The sequence below is a fragment of the Vibrio sp. 10N.261.51.A3 genome (assembly GCF_041471965.1).
GTDB lineage: Bacteria > Pseudomonadota > Gammaproteobacteria > Enterobacterales > Vibrionaceae > Vibrio > Vibrio crassostreae_C.
In genome coordinates this window covers 16,814-40,129 of sequence record NZ_JBFRPK010000107.1, presented here as the reverse complement: position 1 = coordinate 40,129, position 23,316 = coordinate 16,814, and the positions used below count along the sequence as shown (strand labels likewise).

Annotated in this window: 19 protein-coding genes; 6 read left to right on the top strand and 13 right to left on the bottom strand. The window is 45.8% G+C overall.

Features of this window, described 5'->3' with window-relative positions; all coding sequences use genetic code 11:
- Positions 1 to 206: 206 nt before the first annotated feature.
- The 4 genes from AB4371_RS21180 to AB4371_RS21165 form a co-directional block, all read right to left on the bottom strand.
- Positions 207 to 1,355 (bottom strand): lipocalin-like domain-containing protein, encoded by a 1,149-nt coding sequence (locus AB4371_RS21180; protein ID WP_017068753.1) that lies wholly within the window; start codon positions 1,353 to 1,355, stop codon positions 207 to 209.
- Positions 1,345 to 3,798, bottom strand: coding sequence for an ABC transporter permease (locus AB4371_RS21175; protein ID WP_137001714.1), 2,454 nt, complete (start codon positions 3,796 to 3,798; stop codon positions 1,345 to 1,347). Before AB4371_RS21175 ends, AB4371_RS21180 begins: the two co-directional genes overlap by 11 nt.
- Positions 3,779 to 4,450: an ABC transporter ATP-binding protein gene (locus AB4371_RS21170; protein ID WP_017060385.1), complete on the bottom strand. Its 672-nt coding sequence runs from the start codon at positions 4,448 to 4,450 to the stop codon at positions 3,779 to 3,781. The genes AB4371_RS21175 and AB4371_RS21170 overlap by 20 nt, the downstream gene beginning before the upstream one ends.
- A 122-nt stretch (positions 4,451 to 4,572) precedes the next feature.
- Entirely contained in the window at positions 4,573 to 5,946 is a 1,374-nt protein-coding gene (locus AB4371_RS21165; RefSeq protein ID WP_372150616.1) for an MATE family efflux transporter, read from the bottom strand.
- Positions 5,947 to 6,044: 98 nt separating this feature from the next.
- On the opposite strand from AB4371_RS21165, the gene AB4371_RS21160 reads away from it, so the two are divergent.
- Positions 6,045 to 7,475, top strand: a complete 1,431-nt coding sequence (locus tag AB4371_RS21160; RefSeq protein WP_372099729.1) for a DUF2867 domain-containing protein — start codon at positions 6,045 to 6,047, stop codon at positions 7,473 to 7,475.
- Between the two features lie 125 nt (positions 7,476 to 7,600).
- Here AB4371_RS21160 and AB4371_RS21155 read toward each other — a convergent pair whose 3' ends face one another.
- The 3 genes from AB4371_RS21155 to rsuA all read right to left on the bottom strand — a co-directional run bounded on the left by AB4371_RS21155 (position 7,601) and on the right by rsuA (position 10,373).
- Positions 7,601 to 8,260, bottom strand: coding sequence for a DUF2913 family protein (locus AB4371_RS21155; protein ID WP_017060382.1), 660 nt, complete (start codon positions 8,258 to 8,260; stop codon positions 7,601 to 7,603).
- On the bottom strand, positions 8,260 to 9,477 hold the full coding sequence (locus tag AB4371_RS21150; protein WP_017060381.1) for a Bcr/CflA family multidrug efflux MFS transporter: 1,218 nt from the start codon (positions 9,475 to 9,477) through the stop codon (positions 8,260 to 8,262). The genes AB4371_RS21155 and AB4371_RS21150 overlap by 1 nt, the downstream gene beginning before the upstream one ends.
- A 200-nt stretch (positions 9,478 to 9,677) precedes the next feature.
- On the bottom strand, positions 9,678 to 10,373 hold the full coding sequence (gene rsuA / locus AB4371_RS21145; protein ID WP_017060380.1) for a 16S rRNA pseudouridine(516) synthase RsuA: 696 nt from the start codon (positions 10,371 to 10,373) through the stop codon (positions 9,678 to 9,680).
- A 97-nt stretch (positions 10,374 to 10,470) separates the two neighbouring features.
- Between rsuA and AB4371_RS21140 the strand changes: the two genes are divergently transcribed.
- The 4 genes from AB4371_RS21140 (at position 10,471) to AB4371_RS21125 (ending at position 14,984) form a co-directional block, all read left to right on the top strand.
- Positions 10,471 to 12,213, top strand: a complete 1,743-nt coding sequence (locus AB4371_RS21140; RefSeq protein ID WP_017066075.1) for a DEAD/DEAH box helicase — start codon at positions 10,471 to 10,473, stop codon at positions 12,211 to 12,213.
- A 180-nt stretch (positions 12,214 to 12,393) separates the two neighbouring features.
- Positions 12,394 to 12,792: a PepSY domain-containing protein gene (locus tag AB4371_RS21135; RefSeq protein WP_004734667.1), complete on the top strand. Its 399-nt coding sequence runs from the start codon at positions 12,394 to 12,396 to the stop codon at positions 12,790 to 12,792.
- 81 nt (positions 12,793 to 12,873) lie between these two features.
- Entirely contained in the window at positions 12,874 to 13,533 is a 660-nt protein-coding gene (locus AB4371_RS21130; protein WP_004734666.1) for a response regulator transcription factor, read from the top strand.
- A 104-nt stretch (positions 13,534 to 13,637) separates the two neighbouring features.
- Positions 13,638 to 14,984 (top strand): ATP-binding protein, encoded by a 1,347-nt coding sequence (locus AB4371_RS21125; protein WP_017068035.1) that lies wholly within the window; start codon positions 13,638 to 13,640, stop codon positions 14,982 to 14,984.
- A gap of 77 nt (positions 14,985 to 15,061) precedes the next feature.
- Here AB4371_RS21125 and AB4371_RS21120 read toward each other — a convergent pair whose 3' ends face one another.
- Both AB4371_RS21120 and AB4371_RS21115 read right to left on the bottom strand, forming a co-directional pair.
- Positions 15,062 to 16,369, bottom strand: a complete 1,308-nt coding sequence (locus tag AB4371_RS21120; RefSeq protein WP_017070602.1) for an LssY C-terminal domain-containing protein — start codon at positions 16,367 to 16,369, stop codon at positions 15,062 to 15,064.
- A 14-nt stretch (positions 16,370 to 16,383) separates the two neighbouring features.
- Positions 16,384 to 17,112, bottom strand: coding sequence for a glycosyltransferase (locus tag AB4371_RS21115; RefSeq protein ID WP_017070601.1), 729 nt, complete (start codon positions 17,110 to 17,112; stop codon positions 16,384 to 16,386).
- Between the two features lie 367 nt (positions 17,113 to 17,479).
- On the opposite strand from AB4371_RS21115, the gene rplY reads away from it, so the two are divergent.
- The gene (rplY, locus tag AB4371_RS21110; protein WP_017060373.1) at positions 17,480 to 17,758 is read left to right on the top strand and encodes a 50S ribosomal protein L25; all 279 of its coding nucleotides are present in this window, start codon (positions 17,480 to 17,482) and stop codon (positions 17,756 to 17,758) included.
- 502 nt (positions 17,759 to 18,260) lie between these two features.
- Here rplY and AB4371_RS21105 read toward each other — a convergent pair.
- From AB4371_RS21105 to AB4371_RS21090, 4 genes are all read right to left on the bottom strand, one after another.
- Entirely contained in the window at positions 18,261 to 19,190 is a 930-nt protein-coding gene (locus tag AB4371_RS21105) for an aminoimidazole riboside kinase (protein ID WP_372150615.1), read from the bottom strand.
- A gap of 30 nt (positions 19,191 to 19,220) precedes the next feature.
- Positions 19,221 to 20,339, bottom strand: coding sequence for a carbohydrate porin (locus tag AB4371_RS21100; RefSeq protein ID WP_136982095.1), 1,119 nt, complete (start codon positions 20,337 to 20,339; stop codon positions 19,221 to 19,223).
- Between the two features lie 79 nt (positions 20,340 to 20,418).
- Entirely contained in the window at positions 20,419 to 21,855 is a 1,437-nt protein-coding gene (locus tag AB4371_RS21095; protein WP_372150614.1) for a sucrose-6-phosphate hydrolase, read from the bottom strand.
- Positions 21,856 to 21,900: 45 nt separating this feature from the next.
- On the bottom strand, positions 21,901 to 23,265 hold the full coding sequence (locus tag AB4371_RS21090; RefSeq protein WP_372083097.1) for a PTS transporter subunit EIIC: 1,365 nt from the start codon (positions 23,263 to 23,265) through the stop codon (positions 21,901 to 21,903).
- Positions 23,266 to 23,316 lie beyond the last annotated feature (51 nt).

The following is a 23,316-nucleotide window of genomic DNA, read 5'->3' as shown; positions in this document are numbered from 1 at the left end:
TTAATTGATAGATAATCACTTCTTCGGATGTTTAACTTCGGTTTTTCCTACAAATACTAAACAATACGTCGTATATTCCATAATGTTGTTATGCACCATGAATTAAGTATAGATGAGATCATCGAACCTGTATGCACAATTCATTGGGGGACGCTAAAAGGCGCAGGCATAAAAAAAGGCTATCAAATTATAGCCTTAGGTGTTTTTTAGTAGCCAGTTAACTGCATAAAGCCTGTCGCTTCATGACTCCCGCTCGCCTTAATCGGCCCTTCCCAATATGGTATGACAAATGGAAGCCACATATCCCTGCGTATAATACGCGTTGTGAGGTTAATATCATGCTTAGGGACGTTAATGATCCACTGCAAAGGCATCCGTCTTCCATTCATCAACGTTGTATTTTGCAATGGTTGAATGGAAATGTCGGATTCCGTTAATTGGTAAACTTTGCCTGAGCGCGTTGCTAATGTCCCGAATATGTAAGGCAACTGTTGGTTATGACGATAGCGGTTAATGCTCAGCGCTGTGCCGTCATCGAGGTTAAATACAAACCAATCCCAACCTTGTTGGCCCACTCCAAGTAAGCCACTGCCCCACTCTTTATGTACCCACGCAGTTCCTTCCACTTCCTTGGTAACGCCGTCTAGGTTCAACACACCACTCAACGATAAAAATGGAGCGCTGAAGTTATAAGACGCGACAGGTAATAAGTCGTGCTTTTTCTGATAACCGTTATCGCCGTTGAGCACATAGGGCCCTTTTGCAATGGTGTCGAGTTCAAGTCCAAACGTGTCTGTTTGCACTTGAAGGCGTCCTGGGAATGGGGTGTTGCCGAGTGCACGCCAGTTCCAGTTATCAATCCAAAGCCTGAATGGACGATTAGTCATTCCCGCTTGGCCAATGCCGCCACGAGCCATGCGCTGTTCTTTCCATACTTTGGACTTAGAAGAGACCACTACATTTGAGATATAGACTTGAGGGCTTTGCCACCCTGGTGTTTCACGTTCGTCCGTTGCGATACGGAAAAAGCTCCACTGGACCGAATAGTCTTTACCATCATCACCTTTCAAAGATGCAAAGTAATGCCACCACTCGTGCTGAAACTCTGGGTGGAACTTAAAATCTTGTGGTAGCGAAACATTACGGTCTGGCAAAACAGGTTCGAACACATTGAAGTGTTCATTAACCAATATTGAGTTAACTTCATTCACGCCCTTTTCACCAGGATCGATGAAATAGGAGTAATAACCCCAAACACTTAAAAAGATGCCGAAGAAACTGATTAATAGCAGAGAAGACAGAATTCGTTGTCTTAACTTAGTTGAAGTATTCCGTAAAAACATACTAAAGCGCATCCCTCAGTGACTTCATCGGAGTGTTCCGAATCATTCTCATCACTGGTAAAGCACCAGCTAGCATCAATGCTGCCATGGCCCATGCAAATGTCTGCAAATAGTCCCAAGGAATCACTTGTAACTCAAGTGACCACCCAAAAGACTGCTTTATCACGATATCAACAATTAGGCTCGCTAGCGCTAATCCGAGCGGAATCGCAATTAAGGAGGAAATAAGCCCAAACACAAACAACTGCAAACTACCTGTCAGGATCAGTTCTTTCGCCGAGACACCCAAACAGCGCTGCAAGGAAATATGCCTTTGGCGAGACACTTCTCCCGCAACCGTCGCAAAGAAAATACCGAAGACGGCGATAACCAAGGTGATGTTACCTAATGTATCTGCAATCGCGAACGTCCTATCGAACACCCGCATCGCTTGACTGTGGATGTTGTTGTTATCGAAAACGCGCTCGGAGCCAAGCCTGAATACGCTTTCTAATCGGCTGCGAAGCCCTAATGAATTCACATCGTCTTTGAGTATTACCCCAAGGCCGACATTACCCCGCCCTGCAAAGCCATACAGCCAGTTTCGATGCGACATCATGACTTGATGGTAAGGATTACCGTAATCGTAATAAACACCGACAACCTGCCAACCAGAGCCGAGACTATCATAGAGGTCAATGTAGTCGCCAGGGCGAATCCCCAGCTTGAGAGACATCGATTCACTGATCAACACGCCTTTAGAGTGATGTAAGTGATACCAGTAATTCGGAATACCTAATTTGATCGTCAGCGCTTCTAGCTCACCTTCAGAAGGCCCCGTACTGACCACCTGAATACTACCGACTGGAGACGCCACATCTTTCTCCCAACGCCACCAAACCGAATCCACTTCAGGTTGGTCAGATAACCAATTACTCATACGAGCAGCGGCATTGTTGGTTGGGTAGATATACAGATCGGCAGCCAAACGCTGTGTTAGCCATTTATCAGTGGTATCTCTAAAGCTACCGACCATGGTTTCTACACCAATATTGGCTGTTAAGGCTAACATAAACGCCATCGTCGCCACGCCACGGTAGCTCATACTGGAAGCTGCATCAGCAAAGAACCAGCGAGCACGAACCCAGCGCAACGAATAAGAGAGGCTGTTAAATAACTTCCACATCAAAAACGGGGTAAATAGCGCCACACTGATCAGCATTAGCGCGATAATCGCAAAACCCGTTTCTTGAGTCTGAGGGGCTTGATACACAGCAACAGCAGCAACCAAGAAGCCACAGCCAATCAACGCTTGCCAAGTGAACTCGGTACCCGCAAAACGCATCAAAGACAAACGAGAAGACAGACGAATCGGTTGAGACTTAAGTAAACGAACCAGTGGCCACGCACACGCTAAGAAAGCACCAATCAATGCCATCAGTAAGCTGTAACCACTCCAACGCCAATTCCAGTCGATCGTTAAGCCGACGTTAGCGTCGTATAAATCGCCCAAGCTTGAAGATACGGCAGGTAACAATTGGTTTGCTAGCATCACGCCAAATACATTGCCGCAGATCCAGCTCAGTAAAACCAATAGCAGTAACTCTAAACAGAGCGCTTTAGTCAGTTGCCAACCAGACACACCCGTTTGTCTTAAAATCCCGACTAACGGTTGACGCTGAATAAAAGAAAGCGACATTGCTTGATAGAAAATGAACAAGCCAACCACAAACGACAGCATACCCATCGCTTTTAGGTTTAAGTGGAACGCACTGGTCAGCGACTCAAGCTCTGCCTTAGAGCTACGAGAGATCGTCAAACCATTAGGTAACATATTTTTAAGACGTTCAAACTTCTCAGTGGGCATGTCTGAACAAGCAATCACTGAAAGCCCAGCACTGCGTTTAAGCATTCGGAGCAAGGAGATATCCGCAATCAACCTTGTACCATTAATCATATTATTTTGATCAACAACCACAGGACCAAGTTCAGAACCATCCATCAAAGGGATGTAATCACCGTTGTGCCATTCCATGTGTTCAGCAAGATCATCACTGACAAGGATTGGATATGGTGGCTTCATGAGGTTCAAAGCGGTGAGATCTTTTAACGCTATACCAGGTTGTAGCTGAAGCATAGAAACAGGATCTATACCGACAACCATGAAGTTTGCGCCATTTTCATCAGTGATACGATGGTGATCAAGAGGAGAACACTGTTGAAAACCTTCACGGCGAAGTTGGATATAAAAGCCTTGCGGGATTTTATTGGCGTTGTGTTTTGGTCGAATACGGTAAGGAAGAGGATTCGAAAAGAGTTTTTCGCCATGCGCATAGCTTTGCTTGGCGTGTTGGTTGATAGCAGTAACACCAACCAAAAGTGATACGCCGAGGGTTAAACCAAGCCATACCAAAATAATCTGCAGTGGGTAACGTCGATAGTGACCGAGTAGTGCCTTAACTACGGGCCATAACATGCAGTTGCCCTCCTTGCAGACGGATCCTACCATCCATATGCAGAGCTACTTTTTCACTGTGTGTTACCAACAGCAACGTACATTCTAATTGACGAGCCAAAGAGGTCAGCAAACGCATTACCGCTTCTGCATTACGCTCATCTAAACTACCGGTCGGCTCATCGGCCAGCAATATTTTTGGTTCCATATACAGCGCACGCGCAATGGCCGCACGTTGTTGTTGGCCACCAGACGCTTCTTCAGGGTAACGGCCAAGTAAAGGCATAAGATCTAAAGCAGAGAGAATCTGTCTCCAGAGACCTTTGTCTTCAGGTAAGCCTTTTAACTGGCGGCAAAAACGGATGTTATCGGCAATATTTAACGTTGGCAGTAAGTTGAATTGCTGAAAAATATGGCCAATGTTGTTTCTGCGATAAGCGGTGCGGTCACGCTCGGTTGAGTCGTGCATATTGAAGTGAGGAAAAGCGATTTCACCTGAGTCCGCTAGGTCTAAGCCCGCGATAAGATTCAGTAAAGTACTTTTACCTGAACCGCTTTCTCCCATTAATGCCAGCTGGTCACCTTGGTTTAATGTTAATTCAGCACCTTGCAAAACAGGGTGAAACTCCCCCCCATCGACATAGCCTTTACATAGGTCTGACAGCTTTAACATTAAACAGCTCGCATTAGTTAGAATTTGGAAGGAGAATCTACACTAATTCCCTGTTAGGAGGAAGTATTTTGAAAGATAGATCACACGCCAACGATAAAGTGATGCGATTGGTGCGCCCTACTTCAACTTCCTATCAAGTTTTTAATCCATTTTCTTGTTTTCATGCGATAGAGCGACCCGCCCCACTTGAGGACTTCTTCCGTTAGGAAAAGCAGATATACCCACTCAGGTGGAAACTTAAAATAGATAGCCGCGATGGCTGCCAATGGGATACCGATCACCCACTGAGCAATCAAATCTTGATAGAGGCAGAACTTCACATCACCACCCGCTCTCAACACCCCAACGATCACAGTCAATGGCACCGAGCGAATGACAATACCCACACAGAGGATCAGAATGAACTTCTCTGAGAGGGCTCTGGTTTCTTCCGTCAGTGCGCTAAAGGCATTAAGTATTGGCGTTTGAACGAAATAGAGAAAAACGGCTACAACAATACTAGTTAAGAAACACAAAATTGTTAAGCCAAGCGCTTGATAGTAAACCGCTTCATTGTTTTTCGCACCAAGTTGATTACCCACCAAAACAGCTGCCGCATTCGAAAGGCCAATCAATAAACTCAATGAGATAGATTCAACCGGCGTCATGACCGATAGCGCAGCCAGACCTTGAACGCCCGATTGCCCCATGATCGCGTGGTAAGCAAACAAACCACCCGCCCATGCTAAGAAGTTAAACGTGGTCGGCAGAGACAGCTTCAAGAAGCGAACCACCTTATCAATCGAAGCTGCCGCTTTAATATCGCAAAACTTAAATGCTAATAAATGCTTAGAGAAATAGAGATAACCAAACAAAGTCGCGACTTCAATCGCGCCACTCAGTACCGTCGCAATCGCCGCACCTTTGATTCCAAGCGCAGGAAAGCCTAAGTAACCGAAGATCAGCACCCAGTTTAAGAACACGTTAGACAGGATGCCGATACCGCTGAAAAATGTACTTAGCCCGGGTTTGTGCATCGCTCTCAAACCCACAGCCATACTGCTGACACACGATACCGCTAGCATGCTAAATGACGTAATTACGATGTATTCAACGCCTAAGTTGATGACCTCTTGAGAGTCGGTCGTCACGCCCATGATTTGTGCAGGAAATGAAACGAAAAACGCGATAGTCAGTAAAGCAAACAGTGTCGACACCAGCCACGTCAGCGCAGTGCTTTCTCTCACACCTTGTCTATTACCCGCGCCCCAATATTGAGCAGTAAGAAGAGCACCACCCGTGGTCACACCCACCAGCATAATGGTCGTCACGAACATCGCTCGGCTCGCCACACCCACAGCTGCGATGTCTGCTTCGCCAAGTTGACCCAACATCAATACATCCACCAAGCCTCGGCTTGAAAACATAATGCTCTGCAAGGTGATGGGCAGTGCAATCGCAATAAGCCTGCGAACAAAATCACCTCGTGTGTGATGAATAATTGAAGAGAGCAACATAGAGAGATACCTAAACGGAACGTATTGATGAATAAAGATAAATATCGCGCTATTATATCAATGTTCGGTTTTTAACCACAGATATAAATGGAGTAACAATGAAGAAAGTACTGGTTTTAGGGGCTTCTGGATATGTTGGTTCGCAACTCCTCCCTCTCCTGCTTGAGCAAGGCTATCAAGTCACGGCAGCAGCAAGGCATATCGACTATTTAAAGGCACGGACCGAGCCTCACGAAAGCTTATCGCTTGAGTATCTTGATCTGGCCGATCAAGCTGCGACACAAGCCTTAGTCCCCGACTTTGATCTTATCTTCTTTCTCGTCCATGGCATGGCAGAAGGCCACGACTTTATCGATTATGAGCTGAACTTAGCCCGTAACTTTGTTTTTGCTCTTGGGCCAAAGAATCAACACGTCATCTACCTGAGTTCTTTACAGCCTCAGACTGGTGATTCAGAGCACCTTCAAGCGAGAAAGAAAACCGGCGAATTGCTTCGTAAAGGGCCTGTACCCGTTACCGAACTTCAAGCTGGCGTGATCATTGGCCCAGGATCTGCGGCATTCGAGATCATGCGAGATTTCGTGTACAACTTGCCGATTATGATTGCGCCAAAATGGGTTGACTCTAAAGCCAACCCGATTGCTTTGCAGAACCTGAACCACTATTTACTAAAACTCGCACAAGACACGCCTAGCGAAAGCCAAACCTTTGAGGTTGGCGGGCCGGATATTGTCTCTTACCGAAACCAATTTGCTCATATTGCCAAAACTGCCGATCGTCCACTCAGGCTATGGGCGACATCGCTACTGACACCAAAGATTGCTTCATATTGGTTAGGCGTGGTGACTTCTGTACCGTCTAACATAGGTAGAGCACTACTTGCAGGCTTAAAGCACGACTTCATCGCCAGTTCGACCATCATTAGAGAAAAGTACCCTCAGAAGCTTATCTCGTTCGAAAATATGGTTGAACAAGCCATTCACGCTGAAGGAAACTTTGTCAAAAGCAATGTATGGGGCTTTGATAAAACCGCATTCAAACGCTGGCAAGCTGGGTATGGCTATTACCCGAAGAAAACAGGCGCAAGTATCACCTCAAGCGCTTCATTGGAATCGCTTTGGCATGTTGCTCAGCAAATCGGAAGCCCGAAGCAAGGTTACTTCTTTGCTAACACTTTATGGCGCACACGCGAATGGTTGGATGTTCTTTTCGGTGGCGGTGTACCGGTTCGACAAATGCCAGAAGGGCCCAACCTAAAAGTCGGTGACAAAATCGATTCATGGAAGGTCATTCGCTGTGAAGAGAATCAGTTTTTATCTCTGCTTTTCGGTATGAAAGGCCCCGGTTTAGGGCGACTCGAGATTACTGTCTCTGACCACGGTGACTCTCGCGAGCTGAATATCTCGGCTTGGTGGCATCCAAAGGGGTTTCTAGGGTTACTGTATTGGTTTGCTATGATGCCAGCCCACCTGTTTATTTTTAAAGGCATGGTGAAGGCAATTGAGAAGCAGGCTAAAGAACAGGATTAAAAGCAGATGCGGGATTCGAGTGTCGAGATGCGAAAAGACTAAAAGCAAATTAGCGACACGCGCTATGAGAGGCAAAAAAAGAGCGGATAATTCCGCTCTTCGTATCTCTCATCTCGAATCCGCTATTAGCCGATAACGCTAATTGGGATCTCAGCCAGTTGGTTGCCTTGGTTAGCAGGGTAAACGATGTATTCACCGTGATACTTCACCGCAGACTTATAGTCCGTTACTTTGTGAAGCATGAAGCCCGCTTCCATCGCCGCTTGGATGAACTCAGCATGGTTGCCACGAACAAACCAGTTCATTGGCTTAACCATCAACTCCCCGTCGAAAGAGTCGTCACACTGTTTACCGCATAAAGCAAAAGAGTGCTCGCCATCGGTGAAGAATTGAATCTTGCCGCCAGTCGTTAGCTCGTCTTCACTCGATACGCTCCAACCCATCTCGTACATTTTGTCCATGAACGCTTCAACATCACTGTCTTTTAGCGTTTTAGGCTCTTCGCCTTCAGGGAAAAAACGTCCGTAAAACGCAGAAATACGTTTAAAGGTAAAAGTTAAATCAGAGTTGTTGCCTTTTGAGCGACCCTGTTTCTGCCAGCGAACTAAGTCAGGCACAATCACGCGATCATAAGCTTGAGATTTAATCGCTTTTGTTACCCAACGAACAAGATAAAGGTTGTTCGCGATAGGTGCGTCGATCGCTTTACCAGACTTATGCAGAGCATACAGCTCGCCCAGCGCATCGTTCACTAACTTCTGAATTTCAATATAGTATTTTGACATTATGCCTTCTTTCCTAATGTCCAATATAGTAATGCTGACAGTATTGCACATGCTGCCATCATCATAGCCATTGGCCCTGCAGTGTCACTTGGTAGCATAGCAACAATTGCCCCCACTACAGAACCAGTACCAAATCTTAATGTGCCTGCAAGCGAAGAAGCTGTGCCGGCCATATTCGGGTATCCGCTTAAAAGTAGCGCCATTGAGTTACTACCAATGGTAGACAGTGTGCCGATAAACAGCATCACGAATGGCACAATACCCCACAAACCGATATCTAACATCCAACCGACTAACAGACCTAAGCCCGCAAACAGTTGAATGGTTAAACCGACTCTGAGCATAGCGTGAGAGCCCACTTTCTTAACGATTCGACCGTTGATGCTCGTCATCAAGATCATAGCAACAATATTCAAGCCGAACAGGTAGCCAAACAGATCAGGGCGAACGCCATAGATATCGATGTAAACGAATGAACCTGCCGTTAAGAACGCAAACATCCCTGAAAATGAGAATGCACCAGAGAAAATCAGGCCCATCGCCGTTGGGTTCTTACACAGTCGAGCATAGTTACGAATCGTTGTTTTAAAGCGCAATGGTTGTCGGTTTTCTGCAGGAAGCGTTTCTGGGATCTTCATCGATACCGCCAGAATCACGATCACCGCAAAAATAGCCAGAACCCAGAAAATTGAACGCCAACCGAACCACAACGCTAAGTAACCGCCAATCATCGGAGCAACCAATGGCGCAACTGTCATCACCAAAGTAACGAAAGACATGGTTCTTGCGAAATCTTCACGATCGAACATATCTCTTACCACCGCTTGGATGATAACGGCCGCCGCAGCACCAGCAAAACCTTGAGCGGTACGGATGTAAGTCAGCGCTTCAATGCCATGAGTTGTCGCACTCACCATAGAAGCGATAGCAAACAAGAACACACCAATAAGCAGTACAGGCTTGCGACCATAGCTATCCGCCAACGGGCCATGCAGCAACTGCCCCAGCGCGAAACCTGCGGTATAGGCTGTTAGCGTGATTTGTACCTCACCCGCCGTCACACCAAGATCTTTAGCAATGGTCGGCATCGCTGGCAGATACATATCAATGGCTAGCGGAGTAAGTGCACCAATCGCACCTAGAATCAAAAACAGCACTAAGCCTAATTGAGGTGTTTCTAGTTGGGAGCTTTGGCTCTGTGAGGTCGATGTTTGCATGGTTCTCCGAATGTTCAACTGATAGAGCTAGGGACTAGCGTGAGTACGCGAGTCAAAGATTGGCTGAGACTTTCCTAGTACCAGTCAACATCATCAGCCGACGCTATCCATGGTCGGCTTTACAACGAAAGGGCTATTTCCAGCAAAAGTGGTCTCTTGTTAAGAACAATTTCTTGTTAAGAGCAACTTCTAGCTAAGGACTACTTCCAGATTGAATCGACTTCTTCTTGCGTTAGGTAACGGTATTCACCTAACTCTAAAGATTCGTCCATCTCAATTTCGCCAATACGTTCACGGTGTAGTGCTTCTACCTTGTTACCAAGAGCAGCAAACATACGTTTAACTTGGTGGTATTTGCCTTCGTGAATCGTTAGCAATACTTCACGCTCTGCACGAACTTCTAGGTGTGCAGGAAGTGTTAGGCCATCTTCGCTCTTAAGCTGGATGCCCTCTTTGAATTTTTCAACGTAATCGTCTTCAACAGGTTCAACCAACCAAACACGGTACGTCTTCTCGCACTTGTGCTTTGGCGAAGTGATACGGTGAGACCACTTACCATCGTCGGTAATCAATACAAGACCTGTTGTATCAATATCTAGACGGCCAGCAAAGTGCAGCTTGTCCATTTTGATTTCATCAAGTAATTCAAACGCGATACGATTTGCGCCATCTTCATGCGAACAAACAAAGCCTTCAGGCTTATAAAGCATGATGTAACGTGGGCCGTGAACATTCAGTTCATTGCCTTGCCATTCGACAACGCACTCTTCAGTTACCTTGAGTGAACCGCTTTTTTGAATGACATCATTTACTGTCACTGCCTTGGATTTTAATAAGTGTGTTGCTTCTCTTCGAGTGACGCCTAATGCATCGCACAGAAATTTATCTAAACGCATGAATACCTCAACTAATCTAAGTCGGGTATTATAGTCACCTTTGCTCAATTAGTTGAGCTATTTCACACTATTTGTTTTCCTTCTTACAAGACGCGATATGTATACACTCCGCCCGTACCAAGCTGATTCTGTAAAATCAGTGATTCATTACTTCAGAAAACACCAAACTCCGGCAGTGCTCGTGCTTCCGACAGGTGCAGGAAAAAGCCTTGTGATTGCAGAGTTAGCAAGGCTTGCGAAAGGTCGAGTGTTGGTGCTTGCTCACGTAAAAGAGTTGGTTGAACAGAACCATGAAAAGTATGAAGGTTACGGGCTGAAAGGCTCGATTTTCTCTGCGGGTTTAGGACGCAAAGAGACCGACCAACAAGTCGTGTTTGCTTCGGTGCAATCTGTGGTGCGAAATCTCGATTCATTCTCTAACCAATTTTCGCTGTTGGTTATCGACGAATGCCACCGTGTTCCCGATGAAAAGACCAGTAGTTATCAGAAAGTCATCACTCACTTACGCGAGAATAATTCGGGCATCAAGGTGCTTGGATTAACAGCGACCCCATATCGTCTTGGGATGGGTTGGATTTATCAATACCACACTCGCGGTCAAGTGCGTTCAGATGAGCCACGTTTCTTCCGCGACTGTATCTTTGAGCTGCCGATTCGTTACCTGCTCGATGAAGGTTTCTTAACTCCTGCACGCATGATTGATGCACCCGTGTTGAGCTATGACTTTTCGCAGTTAAAGCCCGCGAGCACTGGTCGCTACAAAGAAGCAGAACTCGACATGGTGATCGAGCAATCGAAACGAGCGACCCCACAGATTGTCGATCAGATTATTCACCTAGCCCAAGATAAACTAGGCATCATGGTATTCGCTGCGACCGTTCGACACGCGCAAGAGATCCTCGGCTTATTGCCAGAAGGTGAAGCTTCAATTGTGATTGGTGATACACCAACTCTCGAACGTGACCAAATTATCAGCGACTTCAAAGAACGTAAAATCAAGTTTTTGGTTAACGTATCGGTATTAACCACAGGTTTTGATGCGCCACACGTCGATTTAATCGCGATTTTGCGCCCGACAGAATCCATCAGTTTGTATCAACAAATCGTTGGCCGTGGCTTACGCCTATCTCCGGGTAAAAAAGAGTGTTTGGTGCTCGACTATGCGGGCAACAGTTACGACCTCTACCAACCTGAGGTTGGCGACCCTAAACCCGATTCAGACAGTGAAATCATCACCATCCCTTGCCCTGCGTGCGGCTTCAATAATAACTTTTGGGGCAAGCTAGACAGCAATGGCTTCTTGCTTGAGCACTTTGGGCGCAAATGCCAAGGCTACTTTACCGATGAAGACACGGGCGAGCGCGAGCACTGTAATTATCGCTTCCGAGCGAAATATTGCGGTGAATGTGGTGCTGATAATGACATTGCTGCGCGCATTTGTCATGAGTGCGATGCAACCTTAGTCGACCCAGACAAAAAGCTAAAAGAAGCACTGAACCTAAAAGATGCCTTGGTATTTGAATGCTTGGAAATGGACCTCAACGTGCTTAAAGACGAGAAAGGTAAATCACAACTTAAGGTCACCTATCGCGGAGAAAACCAAGCGCAAGTGCATGAGTTTTGGTCATTAACCAGCAAAAAGCAGAAGCAGAACTTCAAAGACCAGTTTGTTCGCCCTCACCTTGCAGACAGACATCGCCCTTTCGAAGAAGCCTCACCGACGAAAGTGGTTGCTCACCAACATAGATTCCGCCCACCTCAATTCGTGATTGCCCGTAAAGTCGGACGCTTTTGGAAAATGAGAGACAAGATATTCGAAGACGAACTACAGCAGCGTTAAGGTTAAGAATAAAAGTAAGTCTTACGTTCTTAACACTCGGCAATTAATCTTATGTATTAAAGCCTGCGCCATTTAAGCGTTAAGTTTTTCGGTATCAAATTCTCATTATTAATCAGGTTCACTTTCTGTTCAGAATTACTTTTTTATACTGAACGCTATCAACCTTCTCTAGGATTCGCTATGTTTAGTAAAGTTATGATTTCTATGTTTTCTTTAAGCTTAGGCTTATGTGTCGCCGCTAGTGCGTGGGCTGACTCAGATCATAACGGTCATGATCTTGTACAAGATGTCCATAAAGCGGGAACCCGTATCGAATTTGAAGAAGATCAAGACGAAGTCTACGAAGCTGTACGCGAAGGCTATATTCGCCCTTTCTCAGAAATGTATGCGGCCGTTGAAAACGATCTTCATGGCAGAATCATTAAAGTAGAGCTAGAAGAAGATGACGACATTTGGGTGTATGAACTAAAAATCAATTACCAAAACAACATCATCAAAGTCGAATACAACGCCGAGACGTTAGAGATGCTCATGATTAAAGGCCGAAACTTTAAAGACGCAATTAAACACGGCGAATAATTCAGAGCCGCAACTTTACATTAATCACGACGAGCAATTAAGCACAACGAACAGTCATTACAAGAATTAAGAAGAACAATTATGAAAATTTTAGTCGTTGAAGACGAACCTCGCTTGGGCCAACAAATTCTAGAAACCCTTGAGGGAGCCGACTGGGTTCCAGAACTTTCTCAAGACGGTATCGACGCACTCTACCGTGCAACATCAGAAGAGTGGGATGCTATTGTTCTCGATTTAGGTCTACCTAAGCTTGACGGCCTAACGGTATTAAAAGGCATTCGAGACGAAAACATCAACACGCCAGTGATTATCTTAAGTGCTCGTGACACGCTAACTCAACGTGTTGAGGGCTTGAACGCCGGTGCTGATGACTACCTAACTAAGCCATTTGAGATGGTCGAGCTGATTGCCCGTATCCGAGCTCAACTGCGCCGAGCATCAGGCAGTGCTGCTCCGATACTTCAAATCGGTGATCTAAGCCTAGACACACGCAGTTCTAAAGTGTTGTGGCAAGGTCAAGCAGTTAGCCTCACGGCGCTGGAATATAAAGTTGTCGCGTACTTCATGCATAACCAAAACAAGGTTATCTCGCGCACTGAGTTGGTTGAGCATATCTACAAGCAAGACTTCGACCGAGACTCAAACACGGTTGAAGTGTTCATCGGTCGTATTCGTAAGAAAATCGCACCAAAGATCATCAAAACCGTTCGTGGCCTTGGCTACCAACTGAATGCTGAATAGCTCAGTCGTCAATCACGCCAAGAGCAACCATTAATTAAGTGGACAGCCTGTTCTGATCATCGCAATACGATAAGTTACGATGAGCAAAGGCAGGTTGGAAATGCATGAATCTAAAGAAACGAACACTTAAAAACATCAGTTTAAAAAGCCGCTTGCTCCTTGCTGCGGCTTTTTGGCTAGGTGCGATGATATTAGCGGCTGGTGTCGGGATTCCGAAACTGGTTAACGACTACCTCGTCGATGACATGAAGCAGCAGCTTGGCTTAACCATGGATGAGTTAACCGCCAATATCGAAACCAATGACAGTGGTAACCTGATCATGGCAGAGCGTCTGTCTGATCCTAGGTTCAACCAGCCCTACAGTGGTATTTATTGGCGCGCCGCTACCCAAGAGCAGATCATTCGATCTCGCTCGCTATGGGATAAAGACCTCACCATCAAGCGTTCACCGATTCACACATCAGTCAAAGGGCCAGAGAAAGAAAAGCTGATTTACATCGAGCAAGATATCTACCTGCCTGAACTGAGCGACCCTGTCACGATCACCATTGGTATTGATGAAGATCCATTAGAATCCACACTGACAGAGCTTACTGGTCAAGTCTGGTTGATCCTAATGTTGCTGTTTGTTGGCGTGCTGATGTTGATCGGTATTCAAGTCAGTTGGTCGTTATTACCGCTCAGCAAGATGCAACGCGAACTGGTAATGCTAAGAAACGGCGAGCAACAAGGGTTAAGCGATAACTACCCGAAAGAGGTTTCTCCATTAGTCTCTGACCTCAATGCCCTGCTCTTTCACTATCAAGAGTTATTAGAACGAGCTCGTAACCACGCGGGTAACTTATCTCATGCGTTGAAAACACCGCTTTCAGTTCTAAAAAATGAGATAGAGCGACTTCCAGAGGATGACAAGGCACTGCTGCAACAGCCCATTCATCAGATTCAAAGCCAAATTGATTATCACCTTGGCCGCGCTCGTATGGCAGGTGCAATGAACATTCTTTCGGTGAAGTCTTCACCTTGTGAGCGTGTCGAAGCTATCTCAATGGCGTTTGATAAAGTCTACGCTGCCAATGAAGTCACCATGATTAACGAGCTAGACTCTGAGATTGAAGTGGCAGTAGAAAAAACCGACCTTGATGAAATGGTCGGCAACCTACTCGAGAACAGTTACAAGTGGGCGGGCAGCATTATTCGCGTCCATGCAAATGAACTCGACGATGGCAACATAGAGTTGGTGATTGAAGATGATGGCCAAGGCATTCCTGAAGAGAAGCTTGAGCAAGTGACCAAACGTGGCGTCCGACTTGATGAAACCACACCAGGAACAGGCTTAGGGCTTAATATCGTAAATGAAATGGCACACAGTTACCGAGGCAGCCTAACGCTCAGCAAGAGCTCAATGGGCGGCTTAAAAGCTTCTCTGGTGCTTAAAGTAAGTAAAGGCTGAACAAGCTAAGTAAAAGTTAAACACAATAAGCCCTAACGTAATGCTAGGGCTTAATTCTATCGACCTTATATACAACTCTATATATCGTTCACAGCAACATCCAAAGTTTGTGAATTATCACTAAGGGTCGTTGCTCCAATCGTTAATACCCGGCCATCAGTGTAATAGTCATGATCGTCATTGATCACTTCCACCGTTGCTAATGGGTACTTGTCTAACTCGATGTCTGGTAGTAACGTTCGTATCTGATTAGCAAGCCGATCTCGCTCTTCATCAACATTAGGGTCAATGTTATGAAGCACGGTCACAATGCCTGAGTAAGGCGTGACTTTAAGGCCATCATCATAGCTAATTGCGCCTAACCACTGAGGCTGGTTAGTTTTAATATCAACACCTGCACGCCACCAACGAATATGGCTGCGCTTCATCAGGTTACCCGGCAATTGAAAAGCCATATCTTGCGGCTTGTCTCGCCAATATAAATCAGACACTGGCGGCGTTTTTTCTCTAAGCAATGCGAGATAACCAACCCATTCAATCTCATTTCGAGAGAAGGTTTGATTCTCTATCCAGCCTAATTGCTTCATTAAGTCTCTTGGGGTTGCTCCAACATAAATTACGTTGATCGCTTGCGCCGAGTAGAACGAAGATTTACCGGGGAACGCTTTATAGGTAACCGAGTTCCAGTCGACTTTGTTTATTTGAGCCGTCTCTGGTTGATTCTGAAAGTCATCCGCTTTCCAGAAAAAGTGAGCGTAGTTCGCAAACAATACCCACGCCAACAACAGCGCACTAGACTTAAGTACTAAGCATCGCCACTTCATTCGGTAACCGATAATGGTGAAGACTAATACCGCGAACACACCAACGATCAAGCTATTATGCTCCGAGATAAATATCTTAAGGCTATTAAGCCACGGGAAGTTTTCAACGCCGTGCGCCAGTAACATGCCCCAAGCAATGAACTGCCCTCCACCAAGGGCCAAACCGATAAACGCCAACACACTAAAATTACGCCACGGTACACGATGCGAGCCAGCTATAAATGGCACAACCCAAGCGATAGGCCCTAATAAACGAGCAAAAAGAATGATGTATGTGCCTTTGCGAGCAACCAGATAGCGGCAGCGCGCAATTAATCTTTTGGTTTTAGGGCGAAACTTAATGAGCCTTCGTTGCACCTTAACACCGTATTTATAACCAATGAAATAACTGAGTTGATCACCAAGCAAACCACCTAGCATCACCAAAACCAACGCCATCCATGCACCTGAATACAGTTGAAAGCCCGCTGCGATAAAGAACGGCTCTCCCGGTACAAATAGGTTTGGGCCAATGAGAGCATCACCCAATGCTCCCAGAAACAACCCTAGTCCATCAAACATAACAACCTCAACGCTTACTGTTCTTTGTAGTGACCAAACTTGTAGTTCATTTCGTTGTTACGCATTTCGCCTTTAAAGAAGCGTCTTACATTGGCTTTAAGGTAAGTTGAACCCGTCTTCACAACACCATCTTGATCTAATCGACGTGGGTCAAAACCAAAAGTCATATTTAGGAATCTAAATCGCCATGTTTTGCTCGCACGTTTTACGTAGTCACAATCTTCACACAGGACGATCTCTTCATCAAAACCGCCGATCTCATCATGCGCCCGTTTAGTCGAGAAAATACATGCGCCAATCGCCGTCGGGAAAAAGAACTGAGTAGTAAACAAGCCTGCGTTAAATAGCCCGTAACCAAACTTGTGTACAAGCGGCAAACCTTTCGAGCTCATGTACACACCCGCCACTTCAAGCTTCTTCTCTTCTAGTTCATAAAGCGCTTTCGCAAGGAAGTTTCGAGGCAAGCTCACGTCAGCATCTAAGAAAAGGATTCGGTTGTATTGCGCCAATGAAGCACCCGTGTTTCGGCCAAGGCTCACACCACGGTTTTCCATGTGATGCACCGTTAATTTTGGCAACGCGTTTTCATAAGCTTGCGCCACTTCTCTGGTGTTATCTTCACTGTTCGAGTCGACAACAATCACTTCAAACTCTTGGTGGGTTTGCACGCTCAACTCTTCCATTAAGCGGCTAATGCGTTTCTCTTCGTTTAGCGTAATTACGACAATGCTTACCGGTTTCATATTTTCACCTATTCATTCTGCTGTTTAATTAACACTAAGATTAACGAACTAAGACTTAACCAAGTCTTAGGCAAACATTCATTTTCCGTTCATTAACTTGATGATTTAGCAGTGATATAAATAGATAAGGATTGCGATGTAAAAGGGAGTAAAATGCGCTAAACAAGCGTTAGCGAACGTTTTATCTCCAAACGAACCCATTATCGAAGGAAATTCACTTTGAGATGGGCTTCTGACTTGCTCATATTGGAATGTGATGTTAGTATCCGCGCTCGCTTAAGCATGAACTTTTATGTTTAAGCATTACCACACACTCAAGGTCGCATTGAGGTGTGAAGTTAATTTTTACTAATTTGAGAGTAAAACTATGAAATTTGAAGCAGTAGTACGTACTGAACTAGGTAAAGGTGCGAGCCGCCGCCTACGTCACGCTGGTAAATTCCCAGCTGTAATCTACGGTGGCGAAGCTGAAGCTGTAGCTATCGAACTTGTTCACGCTGACGTGATCAACCAAATGGACAAGCCTGAATTCTACGAAGCAATCACTCTACTGATTGACGGCGCAGAAGTTAAGGTTAAGCCACAAGACGTTCAACGTCACGCGTTCAAGCCAAAAGTTGAGCATATGGACTTCATCCGCATCTAATTCCCTACCAAGGAATAAGATTGGATTAATCCAGCCTTCTGCATAGAAAAGATAATCGATCTTACCAGTCGAGAAATCTAGAAATTCGAAACCCCGATGCTACCAACATCGGGGTTTCACCGTTTTTGAGCCCTCAAAAACGTCGTAAATCTCGCTCAATACACTGAAAATAATCAACTTTCCCCTTCCCCACTTTATCTCAGCTTTGCTTGGGTGGACGAAAAGTGGACTTATACAGTAGTTTTTCTTGTTTAAAATGCTAGGCATATTTCTAACCAAATTTAACTATAGGAAAAACTGTCTAAGTCGTTTCTGGACAAACATCAGCCTCAGAAAATCGAACATTAGCAATTTATGAATAACTACAGGTATGGAAAGTCATTAATAATGAGCAAGTAAAGAACAAGCACCTTCAGTTATGTTGCGGCATATTGCCCACTCTTTAGATAACAAAAAGTCGCTCTTGTTGAGCGACTTTTTTCAGAAAGTGAAAAGACAATAATCACAACTCTCTAACTAACTTCGTAAGTTGAGCCAAACTTGGCAGTGCCGTCATAGCACCTTTTTGCGTCGTCGCAAGTGCGCCACAGCCGTTACCCCAGTGCACCGCAGCTTCAACCTGACTCCAAGAACACCAGTCCGTATTCTGAGACAGCTTGGCTAGCAAGCCTCCAACGAATGCATCACCAGCACCTGTTGTATCAATAACTTGTTCAACTTTAGTGCCCTCAATCACTCGACGTTCACCATTGTAAACCGCCAACGCACCACGAGCGCCTAGCGTCACGATGATCAGCTTGTTAGGCGCCGCATTTAATGCATCTAAAGCCGTATCGAGGGTATCAGTGTCTGTCAGGAACGTCAGTTCTTCTTCAGAAAACTTCACTACGTCTGCCAGATTGACCGCATTCATCACCACTTCTTGGATCTGAGATGGGTCTGACCATACCTCATCTCTTAGATTAGGGTCAAAGCTGATGAAGCCGCCTGCTGATTTCATTCGCTTCATCGCTTCAAGCGTTGCGCTGCGTGATGGCTCGTTAGCCAAAGCGATCGAACAGCTGTGCATCCATTGCCAAGATGCAAATGTTGGGATGTCTTCGACGCTGAAAAATTGGTCGGCGCTTGGCTTAACCATAAAGGTAAAGCTGCGTTCACCATCATCATCTAAGTCGACAATCACCGTAGATGTTCGCTGAGCTTCATCCAGCAGCATGTCATCGGTATTCACCTTCTCATCCGTTAGGGTTTGCTTCATAAAGCGTCCTAGCGGATCTTGCCCAACTCGACCAAAGAAAGCGGTATCACCACCCAATCGAGAGATGGCCACAGCAACGTTTGCTGGTGCGCCACCAGGGCATTTTAAATAACGATCCTCGCCATCTGGAATCAAATCCACAACAGCATCTCCAGTTACCCAAACCTTGTTCATATCACTTTGCCTCTAGTAACGACGTTTAAATTAGAATTCGTAGAACAGACGTACACGAGCACCGAAATCGTCTTCTTCAGCAAAGGCGGATGCGTCCGATTGTTGGTCCAGTTTGTTATCAACCATCGTGTAGTATGTACCTAGAAGAATTGAAAAGTCTTGTACTTCAAGTACATCACGGAATGCGTAAGATGCATACCATGTTGATACGTTTACGTCGCCTTCAGCCCAAGAAGAAAACTCTTTGTTTTCATACTCATTGATTGCGTGAATGTAGCCTAGGCCAAAGTTATTCCAAAGTGCGTTAACACCCGCTGTTAGGTTGTTTTCGTCTACAGCATCCATGTAAGCAACATTCGCATTTACACTCCAATCGCCGTTGGTCCAGTTACCAGTCAAGCCGTAACCCGTACGATCTGAGATATCAACACCATTCGCCACAATCGCGTCTGAAACTAGGTTGGTTTCCACCGAAGCGGCTACCTTGAAATCACCCATTTGGTAAGCCACAACTGGGCGCACTAGGAATGAATCTTTAACTGTGTCGATTTGCTCACCGTGGTATTTACCTTCAATACCGCCATCGAACAAGTTAGAGCGGTCACCGAGCATTGCGCCGACTTCAACATACAAGTTGCCAAAAGTTTGGCTGTACATAATTTGGCCGTCTGAGCCGCGACCACGCGCCTCTTTCGCTTGGTACGTGTAAGCCGCACCGTCTGAATACAGGTCGTTCGCTGTGTCACCTGAGTACTCTAGGAATACATCAAGACCAACAGGGAACATGTCGTAAGCTTCAAAGCGACCCGCTTTAATAGCCCAACCGTCTTTCTTACCAAACTCAAAGTACGCATCATCCAGTGCAATATTACCTGTGCTCTCAAACAAAGGCTGTGCTTTCACACCCACATAGTGACCATTGCTCGTGTACTTTTCGCCAGCAAATTCAATTAGAACGCGGCCGTCTTGGTTAAATTCGCTGTCATTATTATCGTGTGATTCACGGTCTTGGTAGTTGAAGTTCAACTCCACGTTACCGCCAACAGAGAAGTTACCTTCTTCCGTATCAACAATGCTGATTCCAGCGTTCGCTGTCATTGCAGCCATTACTGAAGCCGCAGCGAGCGACATTTTTAGTGTATTTTTCATGCTAAACCCTATATTTTGGCAATAAGAGGCCCTCCCCAACGAGGGCCTTGTTTTTTGTTTTGGAATAATTTATTGGTGGCTAGCGAGTAGCCTGTATCGCAGACATGTAATGCAGTGTGCCAGTCGCATTATCTAGCGCGACCAGAGACAGCTCATCGATGAAGATGCGAGAGGTGAACACTGTCTTGCCGTTGTCAGCAAAAATTTCCATCGCTGAGTTATCGACAAAGATGCGAATAGTTTGTGCTTGCTCTAGGCGCTGTGCATAACGAACCGTGCCGTATGCTTCCGCGTGTAGATGTGAAACGTGAGAGCGGTCCAGAATCAGCTCATCGCGATCACCTTGGAACACCATCTGCTCACCTTTCTGGTTAGCCAGAATCAGAGTGAAAGACTCATCTACATTCAGTTCCAACTCAAACGCTCGTGACATCAATGCCACAGGTGTAGAGCCTTCAACATCCACTGAGTTTTGACGCAGCGCTTCAAGCTCTTTCAATGGTGTCTGAATTAGGTAACTACCATCAATCGTCAACTCACGTGGCAGAGTCAGCATGTGTGCCCAGCCATTCTTATCGGTTGGGTAGTCACTTTTTGAGTTACCTAGCCAGCCAATCAAGATACGACGTTGTTGGTCATCCAGATAAGTTTGTGGCGCGTAGAAATCGAAGCCTTTGTCCAGCTCACGGTAGCCTTGGTTGTTGAATACTTTCGATTCAAAATCAATACGCTCACCGACCATATAAACCACAGAGAAGACGTTCTTAAGATCGTACTTATTGTCTGAGCTAACACCTTGAGGCGAGAAGATGTAAACCCCGTTTTCATCGGTTTCGTAGTAGTTCGGACACTCCCACATATAGCCAAAGTCTTCGAGACCCACATCGATGTCACCCATATGGTGGTAATCATCAATGTCTTTACCGTGGTAATAAGCCAGCGTGCCCTTTTCGTTATGATCTTGAGCGCCAATCAACATGTGATAATCGTTGTCACGACAAACCAGCACTGGGTCACGAATCTCTGCAGTGTAGGCATTAGGATCGAAATCCACGACGACGCCTTTCTTTTCCACGTTACCTTGCTTGTCCATAATCGCGAGAACTTGAGTCGGGTGACGTTGGTCATTCTCCTTTTTCAAATTCGCCGTGTAGAAAATGTACAGCTGGTCATCGTGTGGTACACCAACACCGGTATAACAACCATGATGGTCATAATCTTGGTCTGGGTACATCGCGATACCGCGGTCAGTAAAGTTCACGAAATCGTTGGTCGATACGTGGTACCAGTGCTTCAAACCGTGCACTGGGCCAAGCGGGAACCACTGATAGAAAATGTGGTGCTCGCCATTGAAGTAACTCAAGCCATTCGGGTCATTCAACAAGCCGTGCTTTGGTGCAATGTGGTAGCTCGGGTAAAACGGGTCTGTTTGTGTTTTGTGTTCAATATCCGCCAAATACTCCTCGCTCACCTCGTGAATTCGGACAAAGCGGTTTTGACGATTAGAAAAATCCATAACAACTCCAAGAAAAAGATATTCACTCAAATAGGTGGTGAAAAATTATTTAGGCTCTTTGTAAAGCAGCTTTGTTAATGCGAAAGCCGAAGCCGCACCCACCAACATAACAAGCACATACATTCCTAGACCGCCGCCAAGATAAAGCAGAACACCCGGTAACATAGTTGCGCCCGTACCCGCAGAGCCAATACCCGCAATCGCGCCCAAACAGCCACCTAATGCACCGCCAATACAGCCATACAAGAAAGGTTTTACGCGAGGCAGAGTAATCGCAAACATCGCTGGTTCAGTGATACCAAACAGAGCTGGCAACGCTGCACCAAACATACCAGTACGCTTTACTTTGTCTGTCTGCATCGACATAACCGCCATTGCCGCACCAAACTGGCCTGCAATTGCAGCAGTACCCAATGGGTTGATGTAGTCAAAGCCTGTATCTGTCACCATTGCGATAGTGATAGGCACGATGGTGTGGTGCATACCTGTTACCGCCATGAATTGAATTGCGCCTCCGTAAATCAAGCCACCAATGCCGTATGGGATTTGTAAGAAGTAGAGAACGGCTTCGGTAATGAGTTTTTCAATGCCGAGTAGGATTGGACCAACGAACACCAAGCCAGCAATCAAAGAGACCAACAACGTAATAAATGGTGTCAGAATCAAATCCAGAACTTCAGGGATGTGTTTGCGTGATGTGCGCTCAACTAAGGCAGCAAACCACCCCATAAACACCGCAGGAAGAATCGAGCTTTGTAAACCAGTCACCGCAATTTCGAAACCCATGAATGGAATCATCATCGCTTCGGCGTTACCAAAGGCGACATCCCATTTATTGGCGAGTTGCGGTGCCACCAGCATCAAGCCCAATACAATACCGAGCACTGGGTTACCACCAAACACGCGCATGGCAGACCATGTCACCAATACTGGAATAAAGATGAAGGCAGTATCGGTTAAAACTTGAGACAACGTATTTAACTGTGGCGACAGTTCAATACCGAAGCCGTTAACCAACAGCCCACGCAAGCCCATAAGTAAGCCAGTTGCAACCAACGCTGGGATGATGGCAACAAAGATGTCAGAGAAAGTACGTGTTACTGTTTGGAACGTGCTGACTTTGTCTTTTTTCTCTTCAGTTTGTGGGGCTTCTTCAATGGCTTCATTGCCTTTCATAATGGCAAAAACCTTACCCACAAATCCGGTACCCAAGATCACTTGGTGCTGACCATTTTGGAAGAAGTACCCGTGTACACCTTCTGTTGCGCTGAGTCCTTCAGCATCGACTTGTTCATCGTCCTTGGCCACAACACGCAGTCGTGTTGCACAGTGATTCAGTTGTGCGATATTGCCCTCACCTCCCAGCAAGGCCATAACTCTATTCGCTACAACTTTCGCATCTCGCGCCATAATTTTCGTCTCCAAAGAGTGCAAAGAAATAACAACCTGTATTTAACTTGT